Genomic DNA, 25,597 nt, shown 5'->3' on the forward strand with positions numbered 1-25,597 from the left:
TACTTATAAATAGTCTGATGTTTGCATCAAGGCTTAAGTACCTAATACAGAGTACTTAAGCATGAGGACACGGCTCGGTTACTAGCTACATGGATACGGCTGCTAATAGAGTCGCTATTATAAAGACGCAGGGCGACGCTCTAATACTTCATCAATCAGACCATATTCTTTGGCTTCTTTGGCGTCAAGCCAATAATCACGCTCGACGTCTTTTTCAATTTTCTCGACCGGTTGACCCGTACGCTCAGCCAAAATCTCGTTTAAGCGCGCACGAGTTTTTAGGATTTCACGCGCATTTATTTCGATATCACTTGCTTGACCTTGCGCGCCACCTGAAGGCTGATGAATCATCACGCGAGCGTTAGCCAATGCGTAACGTTTGCCTTTCTCGCCAGCCGCCAAAAGGAATGAACCCATGCTGTAAGCACCGCCCATACAAATAGTCGATACTTCAGGTTTGATAAAGTTCATGGTATCGAAGATTGCCAAACCGGCACTGACTGAGCCGCCTGGCGAGTTGATATATAAATGAATGTCTTTGTCAGGGTTTTCAGCTTCCAAAAATAGCAACTGCGCGACGATTAGATTGGCCATATGGTCTTCGACTTGACCCGTCAAAAAGATAACACGCTCACGTAATAGACGCGAGAAAATATCAAACGAGCGTTCACCGCGTGCTGATTGTTCTACAACCATAGGAACCAATGCAGCTTGAGGTGCACTTTGAGTATATTGCGCGCTTTGAGCAGTATTGTGCGCACTCATCAGCATATCAAAATGTGGGTTGGCAGTGATGCGATCATAATCTGTCATAAAAATATCCTGTTTATAAAGATAGAAGATAAAAAGTGGAAAATCGTTAAATTTTTATTGGTGTTTATCATTGTAAACATTGTCGGTTTATAATAAAACCTATTACGTTAAATGAGACGTGTATCTCGTCAATAGCTGATAAATAGGGGTAATAAAGGCTAATAGCTTAAAATAATTGAGCCAATGGTAACTTTTTTATCGCGTTAATAGTAACTTTTCAATGTGACAAGTGACTTTCTATTCATAACATAAGTAACTCCCTATTAATAGGGCGTTCGTGCGCATTTATCAAGGGCACGGTCTACAATCTATTCATAAAGATAGCCTATAAGCCACCAATAAAAATGCCCTAACAAATTTGTCAGGGCACTGTGTTAAGGCATTTTTGGATCAATCTTAGCAATCAGTGCCAATGAATGACAAAGGATTTGCTAAATTACATCGCTTGCTGTTGTTGCTGCTGAGCAGCTAATAGGTCTTGATAGCTCACTTCTTTGTCAGTGACTTTGCCTTGAGCAATGAGATAATCAACGACTTGGTCTTCTAGTACCACAGACTCAATGTTGGCGCGCTGTTGCTTGTCAGTGGTGTAGTACTCGATTACCTCGCTTGGATCTTCGTAGTTTTCAGCCGCTTCTTTGATGAAAGTCTCAACGCGAGCTTGGTCAACTTCTAAGCCTTTGGTATCGATAACACGAGCAACGATTATGCCAAGGCGTGCCGCACGTAGCGCTTGTTCTTCAAACAGCTCATTTGGCAGCATGTCTTTATCGAAGCTATCAGCATTGGCACCGAACTGCTGAGAAAAACGTTGCATCATCATGTTGCGTTGACGCTCGATTTCTTGCTCTAGCATGGCGTTTGGTACGTCAAACTCGTTCTTTTCTAGTAAAGCATCAAACGTTGCTTGCTTCACTTGGCTACGAGCCGCGTTTTTGATTTCGCGTTCCATGTTTTTGCGAACGTCGTCTTTTAACTTCTCAACGCCGCCTTCTTTAACACCGAACAGCTCAAGGAACGCATCGTCAATTTCTGGTAGCTTAGATTTTTCAACCAATTTTACATTGATTTTGAACTGCGCTTCTTTACCCGCCAAGTTTTCAGCTTGGTAATCTTCTGGGAAAGTCACGTCGATGGTTTTCTCTTCGCCAGCTTTCATGCCTTTGATGCCCGCTTCAAAACCAGGAATCATCTGGTTACTACCGATAACCAGTTTGAAGTCCTCAGCAGAGCCGCCTTCGAATTTTTCGCCGTCGATAGAGCCTTCAAAATCAAAAGTGACTTGATTGCCTTTGTCCGCTTTACCTTTTTTCTCAACGAATTCTTCACGTTGTTTTTGTAGGTTTTCGATCATGGTGTCAACATCAGCTTCATCGACTTTAGCGGTATGACGCTCAACTTCGATCTCATCGATACCTTGTACATCAACTTCTGGGAAGATTTCAACCGTCGCTTGATATACCAAGAAATCGTCTTCAAGTTTTACGTCGTCGATATTAGGCATGCCAACCGCGCGGATGTCTTCAGATTTGATCGCTTCAAACACAGTATCACGGATGACGTCGTTGATGACTTCTTGTTGAATGCCAGCTCCGTACTGTGAACGGATATGTGACATAGGGACGTTGCCTTTACGGAAACCGTCAATCTTGGCAGTTTTCGCGACTTGACGAATACGGCCTTCAACTTTGTTTTGAATCTTTTCAACGGGTACTTTAACCGTTAACTGAGTTTCTTTGTTAGATAACTTGTTGGTTGTGACTTGTAAATCTGTAGCCATGATCATTACACCTTTAGGATTAAATAATAGACAACCATGCCTCAAAATATGGGCGTGTACGATTGGTTGCCGTTGGAATAAATAGAGGATAGTGATAGCGAGTCATTCTCAAATCAATGCCTTTAGCAATCGCTGCTGACATTAACTGGCACTAAAATTTAAAACTTTTCATCTTAGCGGGCGCTATCAAATATCAATAATAAACCGTCAATAGGTCGCATAATAATGCTTTTTGGTGAATTATACGGACAATTAACGGCTTTCAACAAAATTTCAAAAGTAGAACAGTATAATCTATCTGTTTATTAAAGTAAAAGTTATCTGTTTTTAAGCACGATAGTTGGTTTTATAATGTGAATATACCTTTGTAAAGGCTATAAATTGGTGCATAGCTGTCATTAAGGTCATGGTTCTAATCGAACTGACAGCTATAATTGAGCTAATAGCTGTTTAATCGCTTGACCGCGATGACTGATGCTGTTTTTGTCAGTAGCACTTAAACTGGCAGCAGTCGCTTGCAACTCTGGCAGCCAAAATAGTGGGTCATAACCAAAGCCACCATCACCGAGTGGTACTTCTAAAATCTCACCGTGCCATAGACCTTGCGCGATAATCGGTAAGGGATCATCAGCATGGCGCACCATCGCCAGTACGCAAACGAACATACCTTTAATAGGCTCGTTAGGGTGCTCAGCGCGAATAGGCTGTAATTCAGCAACAAGCTTGGCATTGTTTTTGTCATCGTTGCCATGCTCACCGGCATAGCGAGCCGAGTAGATACCGGGCGCGTTGCCAAGTGCAGGTACGCATAAACCTGAGTCATCAGCGATAGCAGGCAATCCACTAATACGGCTGGCATGACGGGCTTTTATGATGGCGTTTTCGATAAAACTCAAGCCATCTTCAATCGCATCGTCGATATCCAGCTGACCTTGCGGTACAACGGTTACATCCAAATCTGCTTCGGCAAACAACCTTTTAAATTCAGTAAGTTTGCCTTTATTATTGCTGGCGAGTACCCATTGATTGTGAAATGTGGGTTGGGTCAAGGGTCGCGATGTACTTGTAGCACTCATAGAGAATATTCCGTCGTGTCGTTAGATCTAAAAAAATAGTTATTTATATCAATATGCTATGGCTATAAATGTTTTCTGCTTGCTACGCACACGCGCTACTAAGGACGCTTTGCATAACATTTAGTAACTGAGATTTGCTGCTACTATTGCTATAATAGCTGCCAAGCTATCGTGAATTATATCTTATAGCTTGTAAATATTAAGTTAATAAATGCCTATAAAGTCAAGTATTTGGCTTGTGAGCGCACAGCAACAAAAGAATAATAGTTAAGTTCATTTTGGATTCATAATAATACGTGATATGGTATTAAGAAATAACACGTAGTAACGATAGTATTCATTTCAAACAATAAACTCAGCCAATTTAGTCGCTTATTTTATAGGGTTTTTTGCGCGGTAAAAATAGCGTAAAATCCAATATTTACCATCAGTTTCTGTAAATTAACGACTAAAACTAGCAAGGATAAAAAAATTATGTCGCATATTACTTTACCAGAATTACCGTACGCAAAAGACGCATTAGAGCCACATATCAGTGCCGAGACGTTAGAATATCATCATGACAAGCATCACAATGCATACGTGACTAAGTTAAATGAATTGCTACCTGGTTCTGGTCTAGAAGACAAAACCTTGCCAGAAATCATCGAAGCCACGGCGAAAGATGACAGCAAGCAAGGCATGTTTAACCAAGCAGCCCAAGTATGGAACCACACCTTCTATTGGAACTGCATGACGCCAGACAATGGCGGCGGCGAACCTACTGGCGATCTAAAAGGCAAAATCGAAGAAGATTTCGGTAGCTATGATAAGTTCCGTGAAGAGTTCAAAAACGCAGCATTGACTCAGTTCGGTTCAGGTTGGGCATGGCTAGTCGCTGATAAAGTCGGTGGCAAACTGTCTATCGCCAAAACAGCTAACGCTGATACGCCACTTGCACATGACCAAATCGCGGTATTGACTTGTGACGTGTGGGAACATGCGTACTACATCGATTATCGTAACCGTCGTCCTGATTACGTCGACACGTTCCTAGACAAACTAGTGAACTGGGACTATGCAAACGCTAAATATAAAGGTCAAGATGCTGGTGTTGAAGAGTAATCTTTAAAACTTAAGGTTTTGATTGATAAAAAAGGACGCTGAGAGGCGTCCTTTTTTTTGGTTTCATTTTCTTCTTCAAAATTTGATATAAATCAAATTCTATAAGTAAGTGTTATCAGATAAAATTGTTATATGAGAATTTAATAGGCATCAACATTTAATTACTTTTAGTTGTATCTCTATATCTTTCAGACCATCAAATACTTGAGAAAATAAATTTAATGTAATAGAAGGTGAGTCTACGTGTCTCGTAACTCCTTTAAGATGAGTGTGAGCTTCCGCATTGCGTATAATCTTGAGAGTACCAAGGGCTGATAAAAGGAGAGCATTTTTCGATGCATCAAGTTTTTTTTCTAATCTTTCAATATTCATGAAACCAATTACAGATGAGAGCATTTTAATAAAATGGTTTTTATATTCAAATCCGTAGTTCCGGTCTATAATTTGTCTTTTTATATGAGTTTTAGTTGCTTGTAACTTTAACAAACGATTTGCACACATCTGGATAATGTTATCCATAGATTCTTCAATCCACCCACAGAGCTCAAGAATTGCAAGTTTCGAATAATACAACTTTCTTTTATGGCTATTAGTGCCGAAATATAGTTTATTTAATTGTTTGAGGTTATTTTCTATATATTTACGCACAATCATAATTAGATACACTATGAAAAAATTTGTATGGATGCTGATATGCGAGCTTGAACTTTCTCTTTTTTAGCAACACCATCATTGAGGTACTCGGTCGCTAGTGAAGAGTGTTCTCGAAGCTTTCTAAAACGTAATTTCAGATCTTCTTCTGATAATTTTTCAAGTTTATCTATGTTTTGAGATATACCTGCTAAAAGAGCCTCTAATATTGAAACACCTATTCTTTCATCTTCATTAAGAATTTTTGTTGCTATTAACCCTACAGTTCTAGTAAAGTTTATGTTTTTACTGTTTAAGAAAGACTCAGTAGGGTTTCTATTAACTCTCATGTATTCATTCAAAAACTTAGATAAAATACCTTTATATGTAGATAGATTATCGTTGAACGCAAAATGTCTTAATATCATTTCAACATTTTTAAATCTTGAGTCATCTTTATCTTTTAACCTATTTATTGATCTCCAATGAGTATTTTCGTTTAACTCTTTTAAAAGAGTGTTAAAGGTACCACTAAATATACAGTTTCTTATCTCTTGGTTGTTTAATTTAGTACCTCCAGTGTTAAGTCTATGAAATATAGTGAACAAATATTCCATATGTGATTTTTTACTATGGTCACATCTTAAAACGGTTACTGGTAGAGTCAGGTTCTCTAGTCTTTGATAAAGGATATGATCAACACTACTCTCATCTTTGAAGTGAGAGACTTTCTTACCAGCTAATTTCTTATCAATATCATCAAGATCAGATAAGCGCCATGTTTTATCTTCTAAAAAACGAATAATGGCAGTCATTCGCTGTAGACCATCTATCACTTGCCATTTTTGGGTCTTAAAATCTAAACTAAAACACATGCTTGGTATAGGCAGCTGCTTTATTAATGAGTCAATAAATCTTGTTTGAGCGGGTGGGCTCCAAACTGAATTCCTTTGAAAGTCAGGTGTTATATTCAGTATGCCTTTGTCATACATTCGATATAAATCTGCACAAGAGCGCAGTTCATTATAGGCAATTATATCTGATGGTGGTTGCTGATCAGATTCATCTTCATAGAATAAGTTTTCTTCTTCTTTTTCTAATTCTAGTTCTAGATTTATCACTTCATCTATACTCATAAGTCATCTCAATTAAATTATAGCGTAAAGGTTTTGAATATATATAACCCACATTGTAATAGTATTTAGCTTTTGCATCTTAAAATTAATTTTTTCTTTAAGATGGGTATTAATTTTACAACACCTCAAATCCAAACCTCCCCAACGCCTCCCTGAGCATCGCAATATTATAATATGCATGCGCATTGACCGTATTTTGAAAGAAGATATATAGCGTATCAAAATGCTGACGTTGATTAGCAATCGCTTGCGCCCAGTCCTGCATCTCTGTCTCGCTATAGCGATAATCATGACGATCAGCGGCGCTCATCGCATCCCACCAGTTTAGATTATTGCCATGCATACGCAGATAGCCAGTGCGCTCGGTAAATATCAACCTTGACGGCGGTAAACCGCTGACTTTGGGATAATCGACGCTGCACCAAATCAAACCTTGCTCGATAAAGCTGTCGACCACTTGCGGCGTATGCCAGCCGTTATGACGAAACTCGACGGCGAGTGGATAATCTTGAAACCAACTGACAAGGTTTGCGAGATATAGACGATGCTCACGGGTACGGTCAAAGCCGTGCGGAAATTGTAATAATAGTGGCGCGAGCGCATTGGCTTCGATAAGTGGCGTGAGCGCAGTCAGGAATGCTTGGGCGTGATCGCTAGTGCCTTTACGTGCATGAGTAAAGTCTTGATGCAGCTTGACGGCAAATTTAAGCTGGCTATCGGTTTGCACATAGGCTTTATTGACCATACCCGCAAAGGCTTTTTGTCCGATAGGCGCATAAAAAGTGCTATTGATTTCGACCGCGCCATAGTGTTTGGCGTACTCCCGTAAGAAGTCCGTTTTTTTGGTGCCAGTGGGATACAGCGTACCAAGCAAGTCGGTATCGCTATAGCCACCAGTGCCTAGATAAATACGCGGAGTAGGGGCACTATCCATGTTGACCACCCTTTGTTATTTTTACTGATTAAAAGATTGAGCGTGTTGTTTCTAAGCTTAATGCTTCTTTTGGCTATTTTTTACGCGCCCAGAGCCACTCGATGAGTGCCATTAGCGCATCATTGTCTGTGCTGTCGTCCAGCTCATCGCTGCTCAACTCACGACTATTTAATTCACGAGTAAGGGCGGCGCGTCCCTCATCAAACAGCGATTGCGCATAGTTGGTCGCCTTATCAACACCTATTAACTTCACATAGGTAGATTTATCTAACTTTTCATCACTGCCGGCAGGTTTGCCAAGCGTATCGGTAGAGGTTGTTACGTCTAGAATATCGTCCTGTACTTGAAAGGCGAGACCGATATGCTGAGCACATTCTTGTAATGCCATGCGCTGCGGAGCTGTTGCACCTGCACAGATACCACCCATCAGCATTGCCGCTTCAATTAATGCGCCCGTTTTATCACGGTGAATGGCTTCTAAATCGTTTTGTGAGATACCAACAGTAGCTTCGGCATTGAGATCAAGCATTTGACCCGACACCATACGTCTGGCACGTGGGGCAAATATGGCAAATAACTGGCTTGCGATAGCTGAATCGAAAGGTGCAAAGGTTGGCATCTCGGCGGTCAGTACTTCAAAAGCCAGTGTCTGTAATACATCACCTGCGAGCAGTGCAGTCGCTTCTTCAAAGACGATATGCGCGGTTGGCTGACCACGGCGTAGCTCGTCATCGTCCATACACGGCAAGTCATCGTGCACCAACGAATAAGTATGCAGCAGCTCCACCGCCAATGCTGCACGGCGACACATATCATAATCTGAGTCGTTTTCTAACAAATCTTCCAAACCATCAGCGTCAGCCATGCTGTTTTTATTATCAGCCTCATTATGGCTATAAGTACTGGCAAAGGCGCTGGCGACCAATAGCGGACGTACCAATTTGCCAGTACCTGTCATTACATAACGGCAAGCGTCAAGCAGCGGACTTGGCAGCTCAGCATAAGCAAACAACACGTCGATATCTTTTGCTAATTGCGCGCGCACATCATGATGGAATTGCTCGGTGCTAATAAAGGGAATAAAGCTAACAGGCATAATACTCGGCGTAGAAGAAACAGACATAACCCAACCTTCTATCAGGTAAATAATAAGAATATCGTTAGTGTAACATGATAGATTATATTCCTTATGCCACACCTATCATCCCTAATGTATTTTTTAAAGTTCTATATCAAAAATATAGTCAGTCCTAAATAAAAGAAATACAAATAGTATCAATCACTACCGGGGTTAATTTCTTTGCTTGCTGTGCCTACGCAGACAGAGGCTACGAACAATCAACCCTAGCAGTGCTGTACTCTTTTAAAAGTGGATCAACTATATAAAGTGCGGTGTCAAAAACAGAAAGCTTAATATGAAAAACGGCATGAAATAATGCAACAAGCCCTCGTTACGTATTGGCGATTTAACTTAGCAGTTGAATATGTTTTGATAAGAGGCTGTATTTAGAGGTCAATCGCCACAGTCTAATTTAAATATACAAACAATCACTTAAGGGAGATTGGTAGTCAGGTAAAGGGCTGCTGGCGATTTAAGAGTGACTTGTGAGTATGGTATTAGCTTGTGACAGTCGGGGGCATAATCCCCTACACTAATTGGCGTGCAAATAGTCTGAAGACAACACTGACGATGCTATTGTGCTTTTGAACACCGCATCTGATTGATAACGCTCAGTATTGAACCAAATTCCAATCAGCATCTACAACATCAGTACCCATAGCAGTACTATATAAATGAAGCGCCTTATCTATCGGTGCAATAAAGTTAGTACCGATAAATAGCAATGAGCGCTGGATAATAAAGATATCTTCACTGGTTAATCTGTCATGTATTTATGGTTATGATACAGCAGGTTGGCAGTGCTATTACCTGTTTTACTAACAATAACCGGCTATATTTTTTAAACGTAGCTTTTCAGTTGTAAATTTTATCACACAGCCTTTATAACATAGCAAGGAGTTCCACATGGTATACCAAGGAAATCGCATTACGGTGACAATGCTAGAGGATGGCATCGCCAACATGCAATACAACGCCGAAAATGAGAGCGTGAACAAGTTTGATACTGAGACCAATAAGCAGTTTGCTGAAGTCGTTAATGCGTTAGAAAAAGCGGATGACATTAAAGGCTTAATTGTGACGTCAAGCAAAGGCGTGTTTATCGCTGGTGCGGACATCACAGAGTTTGTGGCTTCTTTTAAGCAATCAGAAGAAGAGATTAAAGAGTGGGTTATTAATATCAATGACGCCTTTAATCGCTTTGAAGATTTGCCATTTCCGAAAGTAGCTGCCATCAATGGTGCAGCGATGGGCGGTGGTTGTGAGATGACATTGGTTTGTGAATATCGTGTCATGAGCGACAAAGCGATCATCGGTCTACCAGAAACCCAACTGGGTATTTTCCCAGGTTTTGGTGGTACGGTCCGTAGTACGCGTATCATCGGTATCGATAATGCGCTTGAGCTGATTGCAACGGGCGCACCTAAAAAGGCCCTTGACGCTTTAAAGCTAGGCTTGGTTGATGCGACTGTTGCTGCTGATGACTTGCAAGATGCTGCCATTGACTTGGTCAAAAAATGTATCTCAGGTGAGCTTGATTGGAAAGCGAAGCGTGAAGAGAAGCTGGTTCCTGTCAAATTGAATCAGCTTGAGCAAGCAATGGCGTTCAATAGTGCAAAAGGTATGATCTTTGCCAAAGCCAATCCTAAACAGTACCCTGCACCAGCGCTTGCTATCGCGGCGATCGAAAAACACGTTAACTTACCACGTGATAAAGCGATTGAAGTAGAAGCCGCTGGTTTTGCAAAAGCGGCTAAAACCCCACAAGCAGAGAGCTTGGTTGGTTTGTTCTTAAGCGATCAGTTGGTTAAAAAGTTAGCCAAGCAACACAGCAAACAAGCACATGAAATCAATGAAGCTGCGGTACTTGGCGCAGGTATCATGGGCGGCGGTATCGCTTATCAAGCAGCTAGCAAAGGCTTGCCCATCATCATGAAAGACATCAAGTCTGAGCAATTAGACCTTGGTATGAATGAGGCCAGCAAGTTACTTGGCAAAATGGTCGATCGCGGTAAGATGACCGCAACTAAAATGGGCGAAACCTTAAGCCGTATCCGTCCTACTTTGAATTATGGTGATTTTGCTGAAACGGATATCGTTATCGAAGCAGTGGTAGAAAATCCAAACGTGAAGCGCGCGGTACTAAAAGAAGTTGAAGGCTTGGTAAAAGATGACTGTATCTTAGCCTCAAACACTTCAACGATCTCTATTACTTTCTTAGCTGAAGCACTTGAGCGTCCAGAAAACTTCGTCGGTATGCATTTCTTTAACCCGGTAAGCCGTATGCCATTGGTTGAAGTCATTCGTGGTGAAAAGTCCTCTGAAGAAGCCATTTCTACTACGGTCGCCTTGGCTACTAAAATGGGTAAAGTACCCGTTGTGGTTAATGATTGCCCAGGTTTCCTAGTAAACCGTGTGCTATTCCCATACTTTGGCGCGTTTGATTTGCTACTTAAGCAAGGCGCTGATTTTGCTCATGTCGATAAAGTCATGGAAAAATTTGGCTGGCCAATGGGTCCTGCATACTTAATCGACGTGGTTGGTTTAGATACCGGCGTACACGGCGCAGAAGTGATGGCAGAAGGTTTCCCTGACCGCATGAAGCCTGATTATAAAGGCGCGATTGAGCTTTTATATGAAAACAAACGCTTAGGTCAGAAAAACGGCGTTGGTTTCTATAAGTACGAAACTGACAAGCGCGGCAAGCCAAAGAAAGTTGCTGATGAAGCAACTTATGAGCTATTAAAAGCCACCACTGATAGCGACAAGCAAACGTTTGAAGATCAAGCCATCATCGATCGCACCATGCTGGCTTTCTGTAATGAAACCGTACGCTGCCTAGAAGACAACATCGTCAGCACGCCTAGTGAGGCTGATATGGCGATGATTATGGGCGTTGGCTTCCCGCCATTCCGCGGTGGACCTTGCCGTTATATCGACCAAATGGGTCTAGATAACTACTTGGCACTGTGTGAAAAATATGCGCACCTTGGCAAAGCTTATGAAGCACCGCAAAAGATTCGCGATATGGTAGCAGCAGGCGAGACCTTTTACGCCACGGCGTAATGGGCAGTCATGACTAGGATAAAGTGCAGTACACGTGCTCGATAAGATTACTGGTAATTTATTTATTATCAGTAACCTTCTAAATTAGATAGGCGAGCATAGCATTACTGCCACTGACAATAAAAATTGAAAAGGAAAATAGTATGACAATTTTAAGTCCAAAAGACGTGGTCATCGTAGATGGCGTACGCTCAGCGATGGGTAAAACCAAAAACGGTATGTTCCGTCATGTCCGTGCTGATAGTATATCTGCTGAATTGGTCCGTGCATTGGTTGAGCGTAATGACTTTGACCCACGTGATGTTGAAGACATTATCTGGGGCTGTGTCAACCAGACACTAGAGCAAGGTCTAAACATCGGTCGTAACATCGGTCTGCTGGCTGGTATTCCAAAGACAGCGGGCGGTCAAACTGTCAATCGTCTATGCGGCTCATCTATGCAAGCGCTACATACTGCAGCGGCCCAAATCATGACCAACCAAGGTGATGTGTTCATCATCGGTGGTGTTGAGCATATGGGTCACGTCGGCATGATGCATGGCGTTGATCTTAACCCTGAAGCGTCAAAGCACTATGCAAAAGCTTCAAACATGATGGGCTTGACCGCTGAAATGCTTGGTCGCATGAATAACATCAGCCGCGAAGAGCAAGATGCCTTTGGTCTTGAGTCGCATCGCCGTGCATGGGCTGCGACGGTAGAGGGTCGTTTTGACAATGAAATCATCGGTATCGAAGGTCATGACGAAGCGGGTCGCCTGCAACTATGTACTGTCGATGAAGTGATTCGTCCTGATGCCACGATGGAGCAAATGCAAAAGCTACGTCCAGCCTTTGATCCAGTAGGCGGTACGGTAACGGCTGCGACCTCATCTGCATTATCTGATGGTGCATCAGCCATGCTAATCATGAGCGCACAAAAAGCCAAAGAGCTGGGTTTAAAGCCACGTGCTCGTATTCGTAGCATGGCAATTGCTGGTTGTGATGCTGCTATCATGGGCTATGGTCCTGTACCTGCGACTCAAAAAGCACTTAAACGTGCTGGCATGAGCATCGATGATATGCAAACGATCGAGCTAAATGAAGCGTTTGCAGCGCAGGGCTTATCAGTACTAAAAGCCTTAAACTTGACCGATAAGCAAGACATCGTCAACATCAACGGCGGCGCGATTGCTTTAGGACATCCACTAGGCTGTTCTGGTGCTCGTATCACAGTGACCTTGCTAAACGCCATGGAGCAGTCAGATACTGAAATCGGTCTTGCGACGATGTGTATCGGTCTTGGTCAAGGTATCGCGACTATTATTGAGCGTGTTTAAGCCTGTAATATTGCAATGATTTTAAAATAATTAATTGTTTTAATAAAAACCCCTAGTCATCATGGCTAGGGGTTTTTGCATTTATGGATCATAGTGGTTTTATAAAACTTGGATTCAACATCGAAGTGCAACGCACCCGAAGCTAGATTTTACCTCAAGCGGTGTTCTAAACCCTAGCACCTTTCTAGGTCGATTATTTAAACTATCTTCAATCGACTGAACTAAGCGCGTGCATAGGTTATCAAGACGCATCGACTTAGGTAGAAACTGACGAATTAAACCATTGGTATTCTCATTCGTTCCACGCTCCCAAGAATGATAAGGCTGAGCAAAGTAAATATCAGCCTTCAACGCGGTTGCCATCGTTTCATGGTCAGAAAACTCTTTACCGTTGTCAAAGGTGATGCTTAACGCCTGTTCACCTTTTAGCATGCCAATACAAGCTTGTGTGACGGCTACTGCCTTGCGATTGGGTAGCGCTTTGATCTTAGTCTCTCGAGTCGTTCTATCTACTAAAGTAACCAGAACACCTTGATGTCCATGACCAACCACCGTATCTCCTTCATAATCGCCCATACGACTGCGCGTATCAATGATACTTGGACGCTCAGTGATATCACAGCGGTTCGCTATCTTTCCACGCCTATCATTGCCTTGCAGATACCGTCTCTTATAACGCTTTTGACATCTGAGGGCGTTGTGTAGATCACCCCCTGCCTTTTTGTCAGTATAGATGCGTTGGTATATCGATTCATGGCTTGGGACCTCTTGCCAACCCAGCATTCTCAGTCGCCCTGTGATTTGCTCAGGTGAGCAGTGCTTGCTGAGTAGATGATCAATATAGCACCAGCCAAAGCGGCTGATCTGTGCGCTATTCACAACTTTGCGCGCGTTTGCCAAACGATGGGCTTGTTTGGGGCGATAACCCCTTTGTCCCATGTTTCGCCTTATCTCTCGACTCACCGTTGATTTATGACAGCCAATAATTCTAGCTATTTCACTGAAACTCTTTTTAGCTTGCAATAGCGCTGATATTTGATATCTTTGCTCTTGGGTAAGATGTGTATAGTGTGTCATAACGTTCTGATATGTAGGAGTTGAAGTTTGAAATGCAACACGGCACATCTTACTCTTCAACTCATTCTTTTAAAACGTTGCACTTCTTATTTGAATCTAGGAAATAAAAAGGTCATAAGTTGTTACTATCGCTTATCTCCATTGACGCATTCAGCAAACTATGACTAAATGATAGAGGATTGAACGATGCTAATATCAACTATAAAATGATAACAGCTTTTAATAATAAAATAAGCCGTACAAGGAGTGTGCTATGTCCACCATGATTACTGATCGTACCTACCGTATTGACCGTGAAAATACCCAAGCGATGATAATCGACGTCCAAGAACGTCTGACCCCGCATATTTATGACCATGAAAATATTATCAAAAAAATAACGACTTTGATTAAAGGACTGCAAGCGCTTGATATTCCAATTATGCTCAATGAGCAGTATAAAAAAGGCTTAGGCGAAACTTTACCTGAGATTTGTGAGTTATTAGAAGGTGATAATGCCAAAGGTTTTGAAAAAGTCACCTTTAGTGCCTGCGACAATGATGATTCATGGAATCATCTTGCCCAGCAGAATCGAAGCATTGTTTTATTATTCGGTGTAGAGGCGCATGTCTGCGTGCTACAAACAGCGCTTGATTTGCTTGATAATGGTATGCAGCCAGTCATTATTGGTGATGCGGTTGGTTCGCGTTTTCCCTATGATAAAAAGCAAGCGATTCGCCGTATTCGCCGTGCTGGTGGGGTGATTACGACGGTTGAAACCATTCTGTTTGAGCTATGCCGCAGTAGTCAAGACCCTGCGTTTAAAACCATTAGTAATTTGATTAAATAGTAGATGCAATAAAGGGTTGAGAATGAATGGCGAACTCTTAGCGTTGTTGTTTCAATCATTGTAAATTATTTTCGTAGATACAGCGCTTGATAAGACAGGCGCTGTATTGCATTTAACCAGAGAGAAACATGTCCTTAAACACGCCTATAACGCTGACCGACCCAACGCTTGCCTCAAACATTGATATAGATAATGTCACTCATTTCCTATTAGAGCTTGATGCTCTTAAACGGGTAAGTCGACGTAGCTATGTGACAGGCACCACTCGTTTAGAGAACTCTGCCGAACATTCTTGGCATTTAGCGATGGCATGTTGGTCAATCGCTGAATTATTCGATTTAGATGTCAATCATGAAAAATTGCTTAAGATGGCACTGGTGCATGATTTGGGCGAGATTGATGCTGGTGATACTTTTTTATATGCCGATACTCGTATTGATGCGCACGTTGAAGAGCGGGCGGGCATTGTCCGCTTACAAAGCGAGTGTGGTAATGGCATTAAAGATTTAAATGAGATTTGGGAAGAGCAAGAGACGGGTAGTAGCAAAGAAACCCAGCTGCTAAAAGTGGTAGATCGTCTATTACCGTTTTTGCTTAATTTGCATACCAATGGCAAAACGTGGACTGATTCTAACGTTACGCGGTCACAAGTGAGCGGGGCGCATATGTTTATTAAAGACAGTTTTCCAAGTATCTATGATTGGTTAGCCGCGCAGATTGACTTTGCCACTCAGCAAGAATGGTTGATTAATGCGTAAATTTATACCAGTATCGCCTTGCTAAAAACCTATCTCTTTTAGGTTGAACTGACTATAGTCAGTGAAAAGTAATATCGATACATTACGCACTGCGGGTATTAGTTTTTCTTGCTTGCTGTGCCTACGCAGACAGAGGCTACAAAAAATTTATACCCGCAGTACCGTAGCGTTTTTAGGATATTTTGACTATATCATGTGAAGTAAAGAAAATGCTATTTAGAATGTTGTCTACCCAAGCCTGCATCCGTGGTCTGCTGGACAATTTGTTCTACTCGTAAAAAATCCGTATGACGCACATCTTTGCCACTGGCACAAAAAATGACCAGCTCCGCAATATTACGTGCATGATCGCCAACACGCTCTAATGCGCGCAATACCCATAGGATATTAATCACCTTGGACACATGACGATTGTCTTCCATGATATAAGTCATCAATGAGCGCGTGGCAGACTGATACTCTTCATCGACCGCCGTATCGCTTTGCAATACTGAAAATGCCTGCTGCGTATCCATACGTGCAAACGCTTCAAGCGCATTGAGTAGCATCAAGCGTACCTGATTGGATAAATGCTGAACCTCTGAGTAGCCTTTTGGGGATGCGCCATCCTCAATCAACTGGCACGCCATACGGGCGATTTTTTCTGCCTCATCACCCACACGCTCAAAGTCGACAATCCCTTTACTGAGTGCCATCACCAGACGTAAGTCATTGGCGGTTGGCTGACGTTTGGCAACCAGCAAAATGATTTGCTCATCGATTTTGATTTCTAATTGATTGATTAAACTATCATCAGCAATCACTTGTTTCGCAGTTGTCTCATCTGCTGCTATCAAAGCACGGGTTGCAATCATGACTTGCTCTGCTGCCATACGCCCCATTTGCATAAACAACTCAACAACTTCATTTAAATCATTATCAAAACTCTTTGATAAATGCTTTTCAGTGATTGGCATGGTAACCTCTTTAATCGTATCGGTCTTAATCGTATCGGTCTTAATCGTATCGGTGTTGGTCGTATCGGTGTTGGTCGTATTGGTGTTGGTCGTATTGGTGTTGGTCATAAGGATACTGCCAAAATGATGGTGGTTATAGATGACCGCGCTAAATAAAAGCAACTTAGCCATAACGCCCGGTAATATAATCTTCAGTCGCTTTTTGTGCTGGGTTGGTGAATATTTGATCGGTTTCACCCATCTCTACCATGTCACCCAAATACATATAAGCGGTGTAATCGGATATGCGAGCAGCCTGCTGCATATTGTGCGTCACGATAGCAATCGTATAGTCATTTTTTAAATCCGTAATCAAATCTTCAATTGCACCGGTTGAGATAGGGTCAAGTGCTGAGGTTGGCTCATCTAATAACAGAACTTCAGGTTTTGTCGCCACACCGCGAGCAATACACAGCCTTTGTTGTTGACCGCCAGATAATGACAGCCCTGACGCGCGAAGTTTGTCTTTGACCTCGAGCCATAACGCCGATTTTTTCAATGCCCACTCGACACGCTCATCCATTTCTACTTTGCTCAGCTTCTCATATAGACGTACCCCAAACGCTACGTTGTCATAGATTGACATAGGAAACGGCGTGGGTTTTTGAAATACCATACCGACACGCGCACGTAGCAAATTGACATCCATCTCTTTTGCCAGAATGTTGCTGCCATCAAGGATGATTTGACCTTCGGCATGCATGTTAGGATACAAGTCATACATACGGTTAAGCGTGCGCAATAGCGTTGATTTACCACAGCCTGAGGGGCCGATAAAAGCAGTTACATTCTTTTCTGGGATATCGATATTGATATTTTTTAACGCTTTAAAATCACCATAATAAAAATCTAAATCCCGAATGGCAATCTTAGCAGGAGGCATATTGTCGGGCATGTCTGCCATGGTTTGTTTAGTCAAATGAGCGCTATCTGGCTGCTTTTTCTGGCTATTAGTAGATGTTGGCTGACCTAGTAAACGACCTTTGATATTGTTTTTACCTATTTTCTGCTTAGCGGCTTTTCTTTCTAGTAAGTCTGTCATCATCTTATCCAATTATTTTAGAATGTTGTCAATACGGGTGCTGAATATCGGTGTTAAAGGCGCGCTAAAAAATTGGCTATTCAGTCTTTTTTTAGATAAGCAGTTTTTAATAAGCAGCTATCTTGTGTGGTCTTTACCGCCAATGAAGCGCGCGAGAATATTGACCACCAATACCGTTGCGGTAATCAGCAACGCCGCCGCCCATGCCAACGCATGCCAGTTGTCATAAGGGCTCATGGCAAACTGATAAATGGTGTTCGGTAAGTTTGCCATCGGCTGGCTCATATCGGTACTAAAGTATTGATTGTTTAATGCGGTGAATAGTAACGGCGCGGTCTCACCAGTGATACGGGCAAATGCCAGTAGCACCCCTGTGGTCAGACCTGCTTTAGCCGCTTTGAGCGTGACCGTGCTTATTAGCTTCCATTTTGGCGTGCCGAGTGCATAAGCCGCTTCACGTAAAGTGTTTGGTACAAGATTTAGCATACTCTCAGTGGTGCGCACGACGATTGGAATCACAATCAAGGCAAGCGCGAATGCACCAGCCCAGCCGGAGAAGCTTTGACCTTTTACCATCAATGCATAAACAAACAAACCAATAACGATAGAGGGTGCCGATAGCAAGATATCATTTAAAAAGCGGGTCACTTTACCTAATAGACTGCCTTGTGAGAACTCTGCTAAATAGATACCTGCCATCATTCCAATCGGTGTACCAATCGCGAGGCCTGACAATGCGATCATCGCTGAACCAATAATAGCATTACGTAAACCACCTTCACCCATGGGCGGCGGTGTATCTGCCATAAATACTGGCATCTCAATTAACCCTTGAAAACCCTCAACAAAAAGCGTTATCAAAATCCACGTCAGCCAGAACAAACCAAAAGCGATGGCTGAGATGGCAAAACCAAGGCCCAATCTATTGATAAGACGGCGCTTGTTATATAAGCGCTTGTCATAGCGATCTTCAAAGCGTAAAGCGGCCGGGCTGGTTTGGTCAATATCAGTCGTGACAGTCGCTAAAGTCATTAGGCGTTTGTCCTTGGTTGGTCGAAGAATTGGGTCAAGTGGTTGCTTAAAACGGTTGCTTGAAATGATTGCTTAATGACCGGCTTTTTGGTCAATACGCATCAACATCAGCTTAGAGATGGACAATACAATAAAGGTAATAACAAACAGGATTAAGCCCAAATGCAGTAGCGACGCCAAATGTAATTCACTTGATGCTTCGGCAAATTCATTAGCGAGTGCAGAGGTAATCGTCACCCCAGAGGTAAACAGACTTGGGCTGATATTAAAGGCATTACCGATTAAAAAGGTCACCGCCATCGTCTCACCCAATGCGCGTCCAAGCCCTAAAATTACGCCACCAACCACGCCCGCTTTGGTATAAGGTAAGATGATTTTGAACATGACCTCCCACGTCGTAGCACCCATGCCGTACGCGGATTCTTTTAATAAATCAGGCACCACAGAAAAAACATCCCGCATGGTGGCCGCAATAAAAGGAATAATCATAATGGCCAGTACTAAGGAGGCGGTAAACATGCCAAGTCCCATCGGCGCGCCGGTGAATACTTGACCGATAATAGGCAGAGGACCGATATTTTCAATCAACCATGGCTGAATGTTTTCGCTAAAGTAAGGGGCAAACACAAACAAGCCCCACATGCCATAAATAATAGAAGGGATACCTGCCAGTAGCTCAATTGCAATACCCAACGGCTTTTTCAAAAAATTGGGGCACAGTTCGGTCAAAAAAATAGCAATCCCAAAACTCACTGGCACTGCAATACCGATCGCGATAAGGGAGGTGATAACCGTACCGTAAATAGGCGCAAGCGCGCCGTATTGATCGTTCACCGTATCCCAGTTATTGCTGGTATAAAACCCCAGTCCAAACTCCGTAATACTTGGCCAAGCACCCACGATTAATGAGAGAAGAATGCCACCAAGCGACAACAGCACCAAAATTGCAAAGGCTTTGGTGGCATTGACAAAAATAGCATCGTAGCGTTTTTGTTTTGCCAGTTGGTGTTTTAAATCTGCCATAAAAGTCTCAATAATCTGATACGCTTGTTCTAGGACTGGGGAGTAGGTTAAATAATAAAAGTCTTAATTTATCTAATCTTGACGATAGACAGGTTGACCGTTGCTATCAACGACTTCATTCCATTTTGCTTTAAACAAAGCAACGGCAGTATCAGAAAACGGCACATAATCGAGCGCCATTGCGTCCTCATCACCTTGCGTATAAGCCCAGTCAAAGAACTTTAATACGCCAGCAACTTGCTTGGCATCTTGTGGCTGCTTATGTACTAAGATAAAAGTCGCCGCGGCGATTGGCCAAGCTTGGTCCGTTTCAGAGTTGGTAATGACTTTATAAAAGCCTTCTTGCTTTGACCAATCGATGTCACCTGCTGCAGCAAAGGTTTCAGCAGAAGGTTGTACGACATTGCCTGCGGCATTTTTGAGGGCGACGTGTGCCATGCCGTTTTGCTTAGCATAAGCATATTCGACATAGCCGATAGAGTTTTTCATACGTGTGACATAGCTCGCCACACCTTCATTACCTTTACCACCAGCACCGGTAGCCGACGTTGGCCACTTGACTGTCTTATCGACGCCAATCTTGTCTTTCCAATCGCTTGATACTTTTGCTAGATAGTCAGTGAAGTTAAAGGTCGTACCAGAACCATCTGAGCGAAATACCGTGGTAATGGTAGCGTCTGGCAATTTAAGCTCTGGATTCATAGCTACGATGGCAGGGTCGTTCCATTTACTGATTTTACCAAGATAAATATCGGCAAGCATTTTACCATCGAGCTTTAACTGACCAGGCTTGATACCATCGACATTAACGACAGGTACTACGCCACCGATGACACTTGGGAACTGAATCAGACCAGCTTCCTCTAATTCTTCTGGTGTCATGGGCGCATCAGATGCGCCAAAATCTACGGTCTTTGCAACGATTTGTTTGATACCGCCTGATGAGCCGATAGACTGATAGTTTACCTGACCACCTGTGGCTTTATTGTAGGCATCTGACCACTTAGCATAGATAGGCTGTGGAAAAGAAGCACCAGCACCGGTAATATTCATCGAGGCACTTTCATTTGCGCTAGCACTAGCGTCGGCACTAGCAGCGGCATTTGATGGCGCTGCGGTGGCTGCTTCGTTGGTTGTATCGCTCTTGTCGCTCTCGTTGTTACTAGTCGTTTGGTTACAAGCGGCTAATGCCAGAGTGCTAGCGATTGCTACTGCTATGAATGAATAACGCATTATTTCTCCTAAAATTAATCAGTTTTGAGTATTAAGTATTTGTAAAAAACAATGTCAATGGTTTTCTGAGGTTTGCTGAAAATGATGCTGTGCAGTTAATGAGGAGATTGTGCCAAATGAATATGACAGTTTAATGACATGAAGCGTTGCTATCAAAAAAACGACTGAAAAAAGACAGTGTTAAAAAAACGATGTTAAAGGAGTGGGCACAAAAAAAGCATAGGCAGTATTCTAGTTACTGTCTATGCTCATTTTTTTTCAACATTACTTATTACACGTGTTTTTTACTTAGATAAATGGTGTTAGATTTTAGTATTGCCTAATAGTTGACCCATTTGTACCGTTGAGCCATGTTTCATGGTGTCTTGCCAATCCGTTTTTGCCGCTTTTGGTAGCACCACAATCGCTGTTGAGCCCAGATAAAAACGACCAAGCTCATCGCCTTTTTTCAAGCTCATATCATGGTCCGCTTCTTGAATATCATCGGTACGGATAATTTTACCCGTCGCGACCGTCTCGATGCCAGCGACAATCATCGCACCGACCATGATGACAGCCGCTTTACCATAGGCCGTATCAAACAGACAAACCAGACGCTCGTTGCGAGCAAACAAATCAGGCACGTTAGCTGCTGTGGTGTTATTGACCGAAAATAGCGTACCAGGGACATAGCGGGTTTTGGTTAACATGCCGTCAAATGGCATATGGACACGGTGATAGTTGCTTGGGGCAAGATAGACCGTGGCAAAACTCCCATCAGCAAAATAATCTCCGTCGGCACTGTCAGCTAAAAGCTGACCGATATCATAGTCGCGACCTTTGGCTTGTAGTATTTTATGGTCATGAATTTGTCCAAGCTGAGATATCATCCCATCAGCAGGACTGACGATACCATTAATACTGGCATCTATAATACGGGCATTATCTTGGAGCTCACGGGTAAAAAAGTCATTAAAGCTCTCATAAGCGTTTAGGCTTTGACGCTCATATTCATCTAAGCTAACATCATATGCTTTGGCGAAACTACGAATAAACGTACGCTTGACCCAAGGGTGGCGACTGGCGGCTAAGCGCCCTGCGACTTTACTGATTTTTTGCTGCGGTACAAATTGCTGTAAGGTAGTAAATACATTCATAATAGATGACCAAAGTAAGGATTAAGAAAACAGTTATTAAAATAAAAATTCGTATGAGCAAATTATAGATAGATAGGTGTTTTATAGCCAGATTTATGCATAAATGCAGTTGTAGATAATCACATTTTATCATGGTCAGCAGCAGACTGTATGACCATAATCGTTAAAGGAAGTAAGCAATGAGAGCGCTAATCCAGCGAGTCAAACATGCCAACGTCAGCATTGATGGGCATGATGTCGGTGCCATTGAGCACGGAATACTGGCGTATATTGGCTTGGGACACGATGATAACTTACCAAGTGCGCAGCGTTTAGTCGATAAAATCCTGACTTATCGACTCTTTGAAAATGATGACGATCCAGACAAATACGGTAAACTGGATAAAAATGTCCAACAAGTGGGCGGTGGTCTATTATTGGTCTCACAATTCACCTTGATGGCAAAGACCGATAAAGGTCGTCGTCCTGATTTTGGTGGCGCGATGGCACCTGATGCGGCGCAAGCGTTGTTTGCACAGTTGGTTGATTACGCAAAGACGCAACATCCAACTGTTGCAACCGGTCAATTTGGTGCTGATATGCAAGTCATGAGTGTCAATGATGGACCATTAAACTTTTTATTAGAAGTAAATTAATCCATTAGAATGACTACTAAGTATCATGAATTTAAAGGTAAATGTCATCAAGCTGTCATAATTAAGTTCTTTAATAAAGGAACGCTTATCTGCATTTATTGCTGTTTTTATAAGCGCTATTTTGTCCTCTAACACTAAGAATACACTATGTCTAAAGAGCAAATTTTGATTGTTGAAGATGAAGATGCCATTCGTGAAATGGTCGTCATGACGTTAGAGATGGCAGGCTTTGATAGTTTGCAGGCGGCTGATGTGTCAGAGGCGCATCAACAGGTGGTGGATCATAGGCCAGCGCTGATTTTGCTAGATTGGATGTTACCGGGTGATAAAAGTGGTATTGATTTTTGCCGTATGCTAAAAAACGATGCGCTGCTCGCTGAGATACCGGTCATTATGTTGACTGCCAAAAGTGAGGAAGACAGTAAGGTACATGGTCTTGATGCAGGTGCCGATGATTATATGACTAAGCCGTTTTCTACCCGTGAGCTCATCTCAAGAATCAAAGCGGTATTGCGCCGTAGTAGCGCGCTAAGCGGCGACAAACCTATCAATATAGGCAAGCTAACTTTAGATGCCAAAAGTCAACGCTTTATGGTGGGTGATGATATCATCGATATGGGTCCGACAGAATACCGCTTATTGGCGTTTTTTATGAGTCATCCAGAACGTGCTTATACTCGTGCTCAACTGCTCGACCAAGTATGGGGCGGTAATGTCTATATCGAAGATAGAACCATTGATGTTCATGTAAAGCGTTTGCGCACCTTACTGCGTCCACATGATTGCGATACATTGATACAGACGGTACGCGGTACTGGTTATCGATTTTCTAGCCGTATCGAAAAAAGTTAATGGTTATTAATATGAGCATCGTAGGGTGTCGCCTCTCATTTAGAGCGACAATAGTAGAGAAGCAGTAAAAAATGACGGATAAATATAGTTGATCCAGTTTTAAAATAGCGCAGCACTACTGGGGTTAATTATTCGCAGCCTCTGCCTGCGCAGGCACAGCAAGCAAGCAAGAAAAATTAACCCCAGTAGTGATTTATAATATTTGTATTTCTTTTATTTAGGACTGACTATAAAAATGCCTATCCAAGATAATGAGCAAGATCAATTAGATTTAGCCATGCAACAAGATGCCACGGATCAACTTAAAAAAATTGGCAGTGCCTTACGAGCACTACGTGATGCCGTGATTTTGCTCAATGATGATGATGGGCTTGAATGGTGGAACCAAGCGGCGCAGGATTTATTATTGTTACAATCTACCGATAAAGGTAGGTGTATTTTTAACTTCATTCAAGTCCCTGATTTTCTTAAATATTATCAAGAAGCAACGACTCATATGGATGCCCATGAGGGCGTGCACCTCGTCTCGTGGCAAGATCCAAATCGTTATCTAAAGTGTGAACTGACACCCTTTGGCGATGAAAAAATACTGATTATTTATGATGTGACGCGCTTGCAGCATTTGGAGGGGATGCGCCGCGACTTTGTGGCCAATGTCTCGCACGAGTTACGTACGCCATTGACAGTATTGATGGGCTACCTAGAGAATTTCTCGCATCAACCCGATATGCCTGCGCATTGGCGGCGCGGTTTTGAGCTGATGACCCAGCAGACGGCGCGCATGAATAGAGTCGTCAATGACTTGCTGCTGCTATCGCGCATTGAAATCGAAGAAACGCATGAGTTTAATGAAATCGACATGACCAAGCTGCTGACTCATGTCTATGATGATGCACAGGCGTATAACCAAGAGTATAAGCACACCATTCATTTGCATATCGATACCTATGACGGGCTATATGGCTCAGAGATGTACCTAAATAGCGCATTGTCCAATCTGGTGATTAACGCCATTAAATACACACCAAAAGGTGGCAATATCTCTATCAGCTGGACTAAGACGCTTGAGGGCTGCCGATTTGCTGTTGAGGATGATGGTATTGGCATTGCCGCGCAGCATCTTATGCGTTTGACTGAGCGTTTTTATCGCGTTGACAGTGGGCGCAGCCGAACCACAGGCGGGACAGGGCTTGGACTGGCAATTGTAAAACATGTGTTATATCAGCACGAAGCATGCTTGCAAATTGAGTCCGTCGAAGGGGTTGGTTCGACATTTAGTGCGGTGTTCCCAAACAACCATGTACGATCTACTGCAATGAATTGATGCTTAATCCACTCTACTCCTTTTGCAAAAGTGGATAAGGGTTGACCGCACTACCATTAATATAAATCCCATAATGAACATGCGGCGGTGTGCCTTTAGCATTGCCGCTATCACCCACATAACCAATGGTATCACCGGCATTTACCCAGTCATTGGGAGAGAGGTCAGCATAGTCTTCCAAATGGGCATAATAATGTCCTGCGCCGCCTGGTCCAATCACGACCACCACACGACCGCCTAACGTATTCTCACCAACTTTGCTGACGATGCCTTGTGTCGTGGCTTGTATCGGTGTGCCACGCTCGGCAAAAATATCAATCCCTTCATGAGAGCGACCTTGGCTACGCGCAGCGCCCCACGTGTCTGTTAGATGCTGCTTGGGTAGCGGATTTGGTAGGCTGTTCTCTGTTGGTAGCGGTTGTTGCAATAGGCTGAGCTGCTGCCATTTTGCCATCACAAATGATTGGGTTTGTTGGCTGATACTTGGCAGTAATTTGTCAACTATGAATAACAGCATCAGCAATACTGCCGCCTTGATAAGTACGCCAATTGCGCGGCTGATAAACGTAGGCTTTGGTTGTTCGTGATTGCCATCTGCTTGCATCGACATCTCTTTTTCTGGTTATTCCTGTCATTTATATTATATAGATATTACCCTTTGCTCTTCGTATAGCATTGTTATATCT

24 protein-coding genes are annotated in these 25,597 nt (G+C 42.7%); 8 read left to right on the plus strand and 16 right to left on the minus strand.

All coding sequences use genetic code 11. From position 1 onward, the window contains the following. Nucleotides 1-117: 117 nt before the first annotated feature. From clpP to rdgB, 4 genes are all read right to left on the minus strand, one after another. Nucleotides 118-765 (minus strand): ATP-dependent Clp endopeptidase proteolytic subunit ClpP, encoded by a 648-nt coding sequence (gene clpP / locus JMW90_RS06075; RefSeq protein ID WP_201562331.1) that lies wholly within the window; start codon nt 763-765, stop codon nt 118-120. A 484-nt stretch (nt 766-1,249) separates the two neighbouring features. Next, the gene (gene tig, locus JMW90_RS06080; RefSeq protein ID WP_201562218.1) at nt 1,250-2,593 is read right to left on the minus strand and encodes a trigger factor; all 1,344 of its coding nucleotides are present in this window, start codon (nt 2,591-2,593) and stop codon (nt 1,250-1,252) included. 19 nt (nt 2,594-2,612) lie between these two features. Beyond that, complete coding sequence (locus JMW90_RS13900) at nt 2,613-2,735, minus strand: hypothetical protein (protein ID WP_265089226.1); 123 nt, start codon at nt 2,733-2,735, stop codon at nt 2,613-2,615. Nucleotides 2,736-3,021: 286 nt separating this feature from the next. Continuing rightward, nucleotides 3,022-3,669, minus strand: coding sequence for an RdgB/HAM1 family non-canonical purine NTP pyrophosphatase (gene rdgB / locus JMW90_RS06085; RefSeq protein WP_201562220.1), 648 nt, complete (start codon nt 3,667-3,669; stop codon nt 3,022-3,024). Nucleotides 3,670-4,143: 474 nt separating this feature from the next. Between rdgB and JMW90_RS06090 the strand changes: the two genes are divergently transcribed. Then, nucleotides 4,144-4,773, plus strand: coding sequence for a superoxide dismutase (locus JMW90_RS06090; protein WP_201562222.1), 630 nt, complete (start codon nt 4,144-4,146; stop codon nt 4,771-4,773). A gap of 150 nt (nt 4,774-4,923) precedes the next feature. On the opposite strand, the gene JMW90_RS06095 is transcribed toward JMW90_RS06090, so the two are convergent. From JMW90_RS06095 to JMW90_RS06110, 4 genes are all read right to left on the minus strand, one after another. Beyond that, nucleotides 4,924-5,427: a hypothetical protein gene (locus JMW90_RS06095; protein WP_201562224.1), complete on the minus strand. Its 504-nt coding sequence runs from the start codon at nt 5,425-5,427 to the stop codon at nt 4,924-4,926. An 11-nt stretch (nt 5,428-5,438) separates the two neighbouring features. Continuing rightward, nucleotides 5,439-6,539 carry a DUF262 domain-containing protein gene (locus tag JMW90_RS06100; protein ID WP_201562226.1) on the minus strand — a complete coding sequence of 367 codons (1,101 nt, stop codon included), beginning with the start codon at nt 6,537-6,539 and terminating at the stop codon, nt 5,439-5,441. A gap of 115 nt (nt 6,540-6,654) precedes the next feature. Continuing rightward, a complete protein-coding gene (locus tag JMW90_RS06105) occupies nt 6,655-7,473 on the minus strand; it encodes a DUF72 domain-containing protein (protein WP_201562228.1) in 819 nt (272 codons plus the stop codon). 73 nt (nt 7,474-7,546) lie between these two features. Further along, nucleotides 7,547-8,596: a polyprenyl synthetase family protein gene (locus JMW90_RS06110; protein WP_201562230.1), complete on the minus strand. Its 1,050-nt coding sequence runs from the start codon at nt 8,594-8,596 to the stop codon at nt 7,547-7,549. Nucleotides 8,597-9,499: 903 nt separating this feature from the next. Between JMW90_RS06110 and fadB the strand changes: the two genes are divergently transcribed. Both fadB and fadA read left to right on the plus strand, forming a co-directional pair. Then, nucleotides 9,500-11,659 carry a fatty acid oxidation complex subunit alpha FadB gene (gene fadB, locus JMW90_RS06115; RefSeq protein WP_201562232.1) on the plus strand — a complete coding sequence of 720 codons (2,160 nt, stop codon included), beginning with the start codon at nt 9,500-9,502 and terminating at the stop codon, nt 11,657-11,659. Nucleotides 11,660-11,802: 143 nt separating this feature from the next. Next, nucleotides 11,803-12,975 carry an acetyl-CoA C-acyltransferase FadA gene (gene fadA, locus JMW90_RS06120; protein ID WP_201562234.1) on the plus strand — a complete coding sequence of 391 codons (1,173 nt, stop codon included), beginning with the start codon at nt 11,803-11,805 and terminating at the stop codon, nt 12,973-12,975. Between the two features lie 114 nt (nt 12,976-13,089). Here the strand turns inward: fadA and JMW90_RS06125 are convergent, their stop codons facing one another. After that, the gene (locus JMW90_RS06125; RefSeq protein ID WP_227691883.1) at nt 13,090-14,052 is read right to left on the minus strand and encodes an IS30 family transposase; all 963 of its coding nucleotides are present in this window, start codon (nt 14,050-14,052) and stop codon (nt 13,090-13,092) included. Between the two features lie 253 nt (nt 14,053-14,305). Here JMW90_RS06125 and JMW90_RS06130 point away from each other — a divergent pair, with 253 nt between their 5' ends. Beyond that, on the plus strand, nt 14,306-14,881 hold the full coding sequence (locus JMW90_RS06130; protein ID WP_201562238.1) for an isochorismatase family protein: 576 nt from the start codon (nt 14,306-14,308) through the stop codon (nt 14,879-14,881). A 128-nt stretch (nt 14,882-15,009) separates the two neighbouring features. After that, a complete protein-coding gene (locus tag JMW90_RS06135) occupies nt 15,010-15,639 on the plus strand; it encodes an HD domain-containing protein (RefSeq protein ID WP_201562240.1) in 630 nt (209 codons plus the stop codon). Nucleotides 15,640-15,851: 212 nt separating this feature from the next. Here the strand turns inward: JMW90_RS06135 and phoU are convergent, their stop codons facing one another. From phoU to asd, 6 genes are all read right to left on the minus strand, one after another. Next, nucleotides 15,852-16,595: a phosphate signaling complex protein PhoU gene (gene phoU / locus JMW90_RS06140; RefSeq protein ID WP_201562333.1), complete on the minus strand. Its 744-nt coding sequence runs from the start codon at nt 16,593-16,595 to the stop codon at nt 15,852-15,854. A gap of 163 nt (nt 16,596-16,758) precedes the next feature. Continuing rightward, nucleotides 16,759-17,538 (minus strand): phosphate ABC transporter ATP-binding protein PstB, encoded by a 780-nt coding sequence (gene pstB, locus JMW90_RS06145; RefSeq protein ID WP_227691888.1) that lies wholly within the window; start codon nt 17,536-17,538, stop codon nt 16,759-16,761. 255 nt (nt 17,539-17,793) lie between these two features. Then, nucleotides 17,794-18,708, minus strand: coding sequence for a phosphate ABC transporter permease PstA (gene pstA, locus JMW90_RS06150; RefSeq protein ID WP_201562244.1), 915 nt, complete (start codon nt 18,706-18,708; stop codon nt 17,794-17,796). A gap of 72 nt (nt 18,709-18,780) precedes the next feature. Next, nucleotides 18,781-19,731 carry a phosphate ABC transporter permease subunit PstC gene (gene pstC, locus JMW90_RS06155; protein ID WP_201562246.1) on the minus strand — a complete coding sequence of 317 codons (951 nt, stop codon included), beginning with the start codon at nt 19,729-19,731 and terminating at the stop codon, nt 18,781-18,783. Between the two features lie 72 nt (nt 19,732-19,803). Next, nucleotides 19,804-20,964, minus strand: a complete 1,161-nt coding sequence (gene pstS, locus JMW90_RS06160) for a phosphate ABC transporter substrate-binding protein PstS (RefSeq protein WP_201562248.1) — start codon at nt 20,962-20,964, stop codon at nt 19,804-19,806. A 302-nt stretch (nt 20,965-21,266) separates the two neighbouring features. Continuing rightward, entirely contained in the window at nt 21,267-22,100 is an 834-nt protein-coding gene (gene asd / locus JMW90_RS06165) for an archaetidylserine decarboxylase (protein WP_201562250.1), read from the minus strand. Nucleotides 22,101-22,279: 179 nt separating this feature from the next. On the opposite strand from asd, the gene dtd reads away from it, so the two are divergent. From dtd to phoR, 3 genes are all read left to right on the plus strand, one after another. Then, on the plus strand, nt 22,280-22,735 hold the full coding sequence (gene dtd / locus JMW90_RS06170; RefSeq protein WP_201562252.1) for a D-aminoacyl-tRNA deacylase: 456 nt from the start codon (nt 22,280-22,282) through the stop codon (nt 22,733-22,735). 147 nt (nt 22,736-22,882) lie between these two features. Then, nucleotides 22,883-23,587, plus strand: coding sequence for a phosphate regulon transcriptional regulator PhoB (gene phoB / locus JMW90_RS06175; RefSeq protein ID WP_201562254.1), 705 nt, complete (start codon nt 22,883-22,885; stop codon nt 23,585-23,587). A 235-nt stretch (nt 23,588-23,822) separates the two neighbouring features. Next, a complete protein-coding gene (phoR, locus tag JMW90_RS06180) occupies nt 23,823-24,911 on the plus strand; it encodes a phosphate regulon sensor histidine kinase PhoR (RefSeq protein WP_201562256.1) in 1,089 nt (362 codons plus the stop codon). Nucleotides 24,912-24,924: 13 nt separating this feature from the next. On the opposite strand, the gene JMW90_RS06185 is transcribed toward phoR, so the two are convergent. Beyond that, nucleotides 24,925-25,515: a M23 family metallopeptidase gene (locus tag JMW90_RS06185; protein ID WP_201562258.1), complete on the minus strand. Its 591-nt coding sequence runs from the start codon at nt 25,513-25,515 to the stop codon at nt 24,925-24,927. Nucleotides 25,516-25,597: the final 82 nt, after the last annotated feature.

The sequence above is a fragment of the Psychrobacter glacincola genome (assembly GCF_904846215.1).
In the GTDB taxonomy this organism is placed as follows: domain Bacteria; phylum Pseudomonadota; class Gammaproteobacteria; order Pseudomonadales; family Moraxellaceae; genus Psychrobacter; species Psychrobacter glacincola.

Bases quoted from the DNA above. Each gene is read 5' to 3' on its own strand.
- JMW90_RS06125 (WP_227691883.1), bottom strand. From the start codon at position 14,052: ATGACACACTATACACATCTTACCCAAGAGCAAAGATATCAAATATCA.
- JMW90_RS13900 (WP_265089226.1), bottom strand. From the start codon at position 2,735: ATGTCAGCAGCGATTGCTAAAGGCATTGATTTGAGAATGACTCGCTAT.
- phoB (WP_201562254.1), top strand. From the start codon at position 22,883: ATGTCTAAAGAGCAAATTTTGATTGTTGAAGATGAAGATGCCATTCGT.
- JMW90_RS06110 (WP_201562230.1), bottom strand. From the start codon at position 8,596: ATGTCTGTTTCTTCTACGCCGAGTATTATGCCTGTTAGCTTTATTCCC.
- fadB (WP_201562232.1), top strand. From the start codon at position 9,500: ATGGTATACCAAGGAAATCGCATTACGGTGACAATGCTAGAGGATGGC.
- rdgB (WP_201562220.1), bottom strand. From the start codon at position 3,669: ATGAGTGCTACAAGTACATCGCGACCCTTGACCCAACCCACATTTCAC.
- clpP (WP_201562331.1), bottom strand. From the start codon at position 765: ATGAGTGCGCACAATACTGCTCAAAGCGCGCAATATACTCAAAGTGCA.
- JMW90_RS06090 (WP_201562222.1), top strand. From the start codon at position 4,144: ATGTCGCATATTACTTTACCAGAATTACCGTACGCAAAAGACGCATTA.
- asd (WP_201562250.1), bottom strand. From the start codon at position 22,100: ATGAATGTATTTACTACCTTACAGCAATTTGTACCGCAGCAAAAAATC.
- JMW90_RS06100 (WP_201562226.1), bottom strand. From the start codon at position 6,539: ATGAGTATAGATGAAGTGATAAATCTAGAACTAGAATTAGAAAAAGAA.
- JMW90_RS06105 (WP_201562228.1), bottom strand. From the start codon at position 7,473: ATGGATAGTGCCCCTACTCCGCGTATTTATCTAGGCACTGGTGGCTAT.
- pstS (WP_201562248.1), bottom strand. From the start codon at position 20,964: ATGCGTTATTCATTCATAGCAGTAGCAATCGCTAGCACTCTGGCATTA.
- JMW90_RS06135 (WP_201562240.1), top strand. From the start codon at position 15,010: ATGTCCTTAAACACGCCTATAACGCTGACCGACCCAACGCTTGCCTCA.
- tig (WP_201562218.1), bottom strand. From the start codon at position 2,593: ATGGCTACAGATTTACAAGTCACAACCAACAAGTTATCTAACAAAGAA.
- pstC (WP_201562246.1), bottom strand. From the start codon at position 19,731: ATGGCAGATTTAAAACACCAACTGGCAAAACAAAAACGCTACGATGCT.
- JMW90_RS06185 (WP_201562258.1), bottom strand. From the start codon at position 25,515: ATGCAAGCAGATGGCAATCACGAACAACCAAAGCCTACGTTTATCAGC.
- dtd (WP_201562252.1), top strand. From the start codon at position 22,280: ATGAGAGCGCTAATCCAGCGAGTCAAACATGCCAACGTCAGCATTGAT.
- pstB (WP_227691888.1), bottom strand. From the start codon at position 17,538: ATGGCAGACATGCCCGACAATATGCCTCCTGCTAAGATTGCCATTCGG.
- JMW90_RS06130 (WP_201562238.1), top strand. From the start codon at position 14,306: ATGTCCACCATGATTACTGATCGTACCTACCGTATTGACCGTGAAAAT.
- phoU (WP_201562333.1), bottom strand. From the start codon at position 16,595: ATGCCAATCACTGAAAAGCATTTATCAAAGAGTTTTGATAATGATTTA.
- JMW90_RS06095 (WP_201562224.1), bottom strand. From the start codon at position 5,427: ATGATTGTGCGTAAATATATAGAAAATAACCTCAAACAATTAAATAAA.
- phoR (WP_201562256.1), top strand. From the start codon at position 23,823: ATGCCTATCCAAGATAATGAGCAAGATCAATTAGATTTAGCCATGCAA.
- pstA (WP_201562244.1), bottom strand. From the start codon at position 18,708: ATGACTTTAGCGACTGTCACGACTGATATTGACCAAACCAGCCCGGCC.
- fadA (WP_201562234.1), top strand. From the start codon at position 11,803: ATGACAATTTTAAGTCCAAAAGACGTGGTCATCGTAGATGGCGTACGC.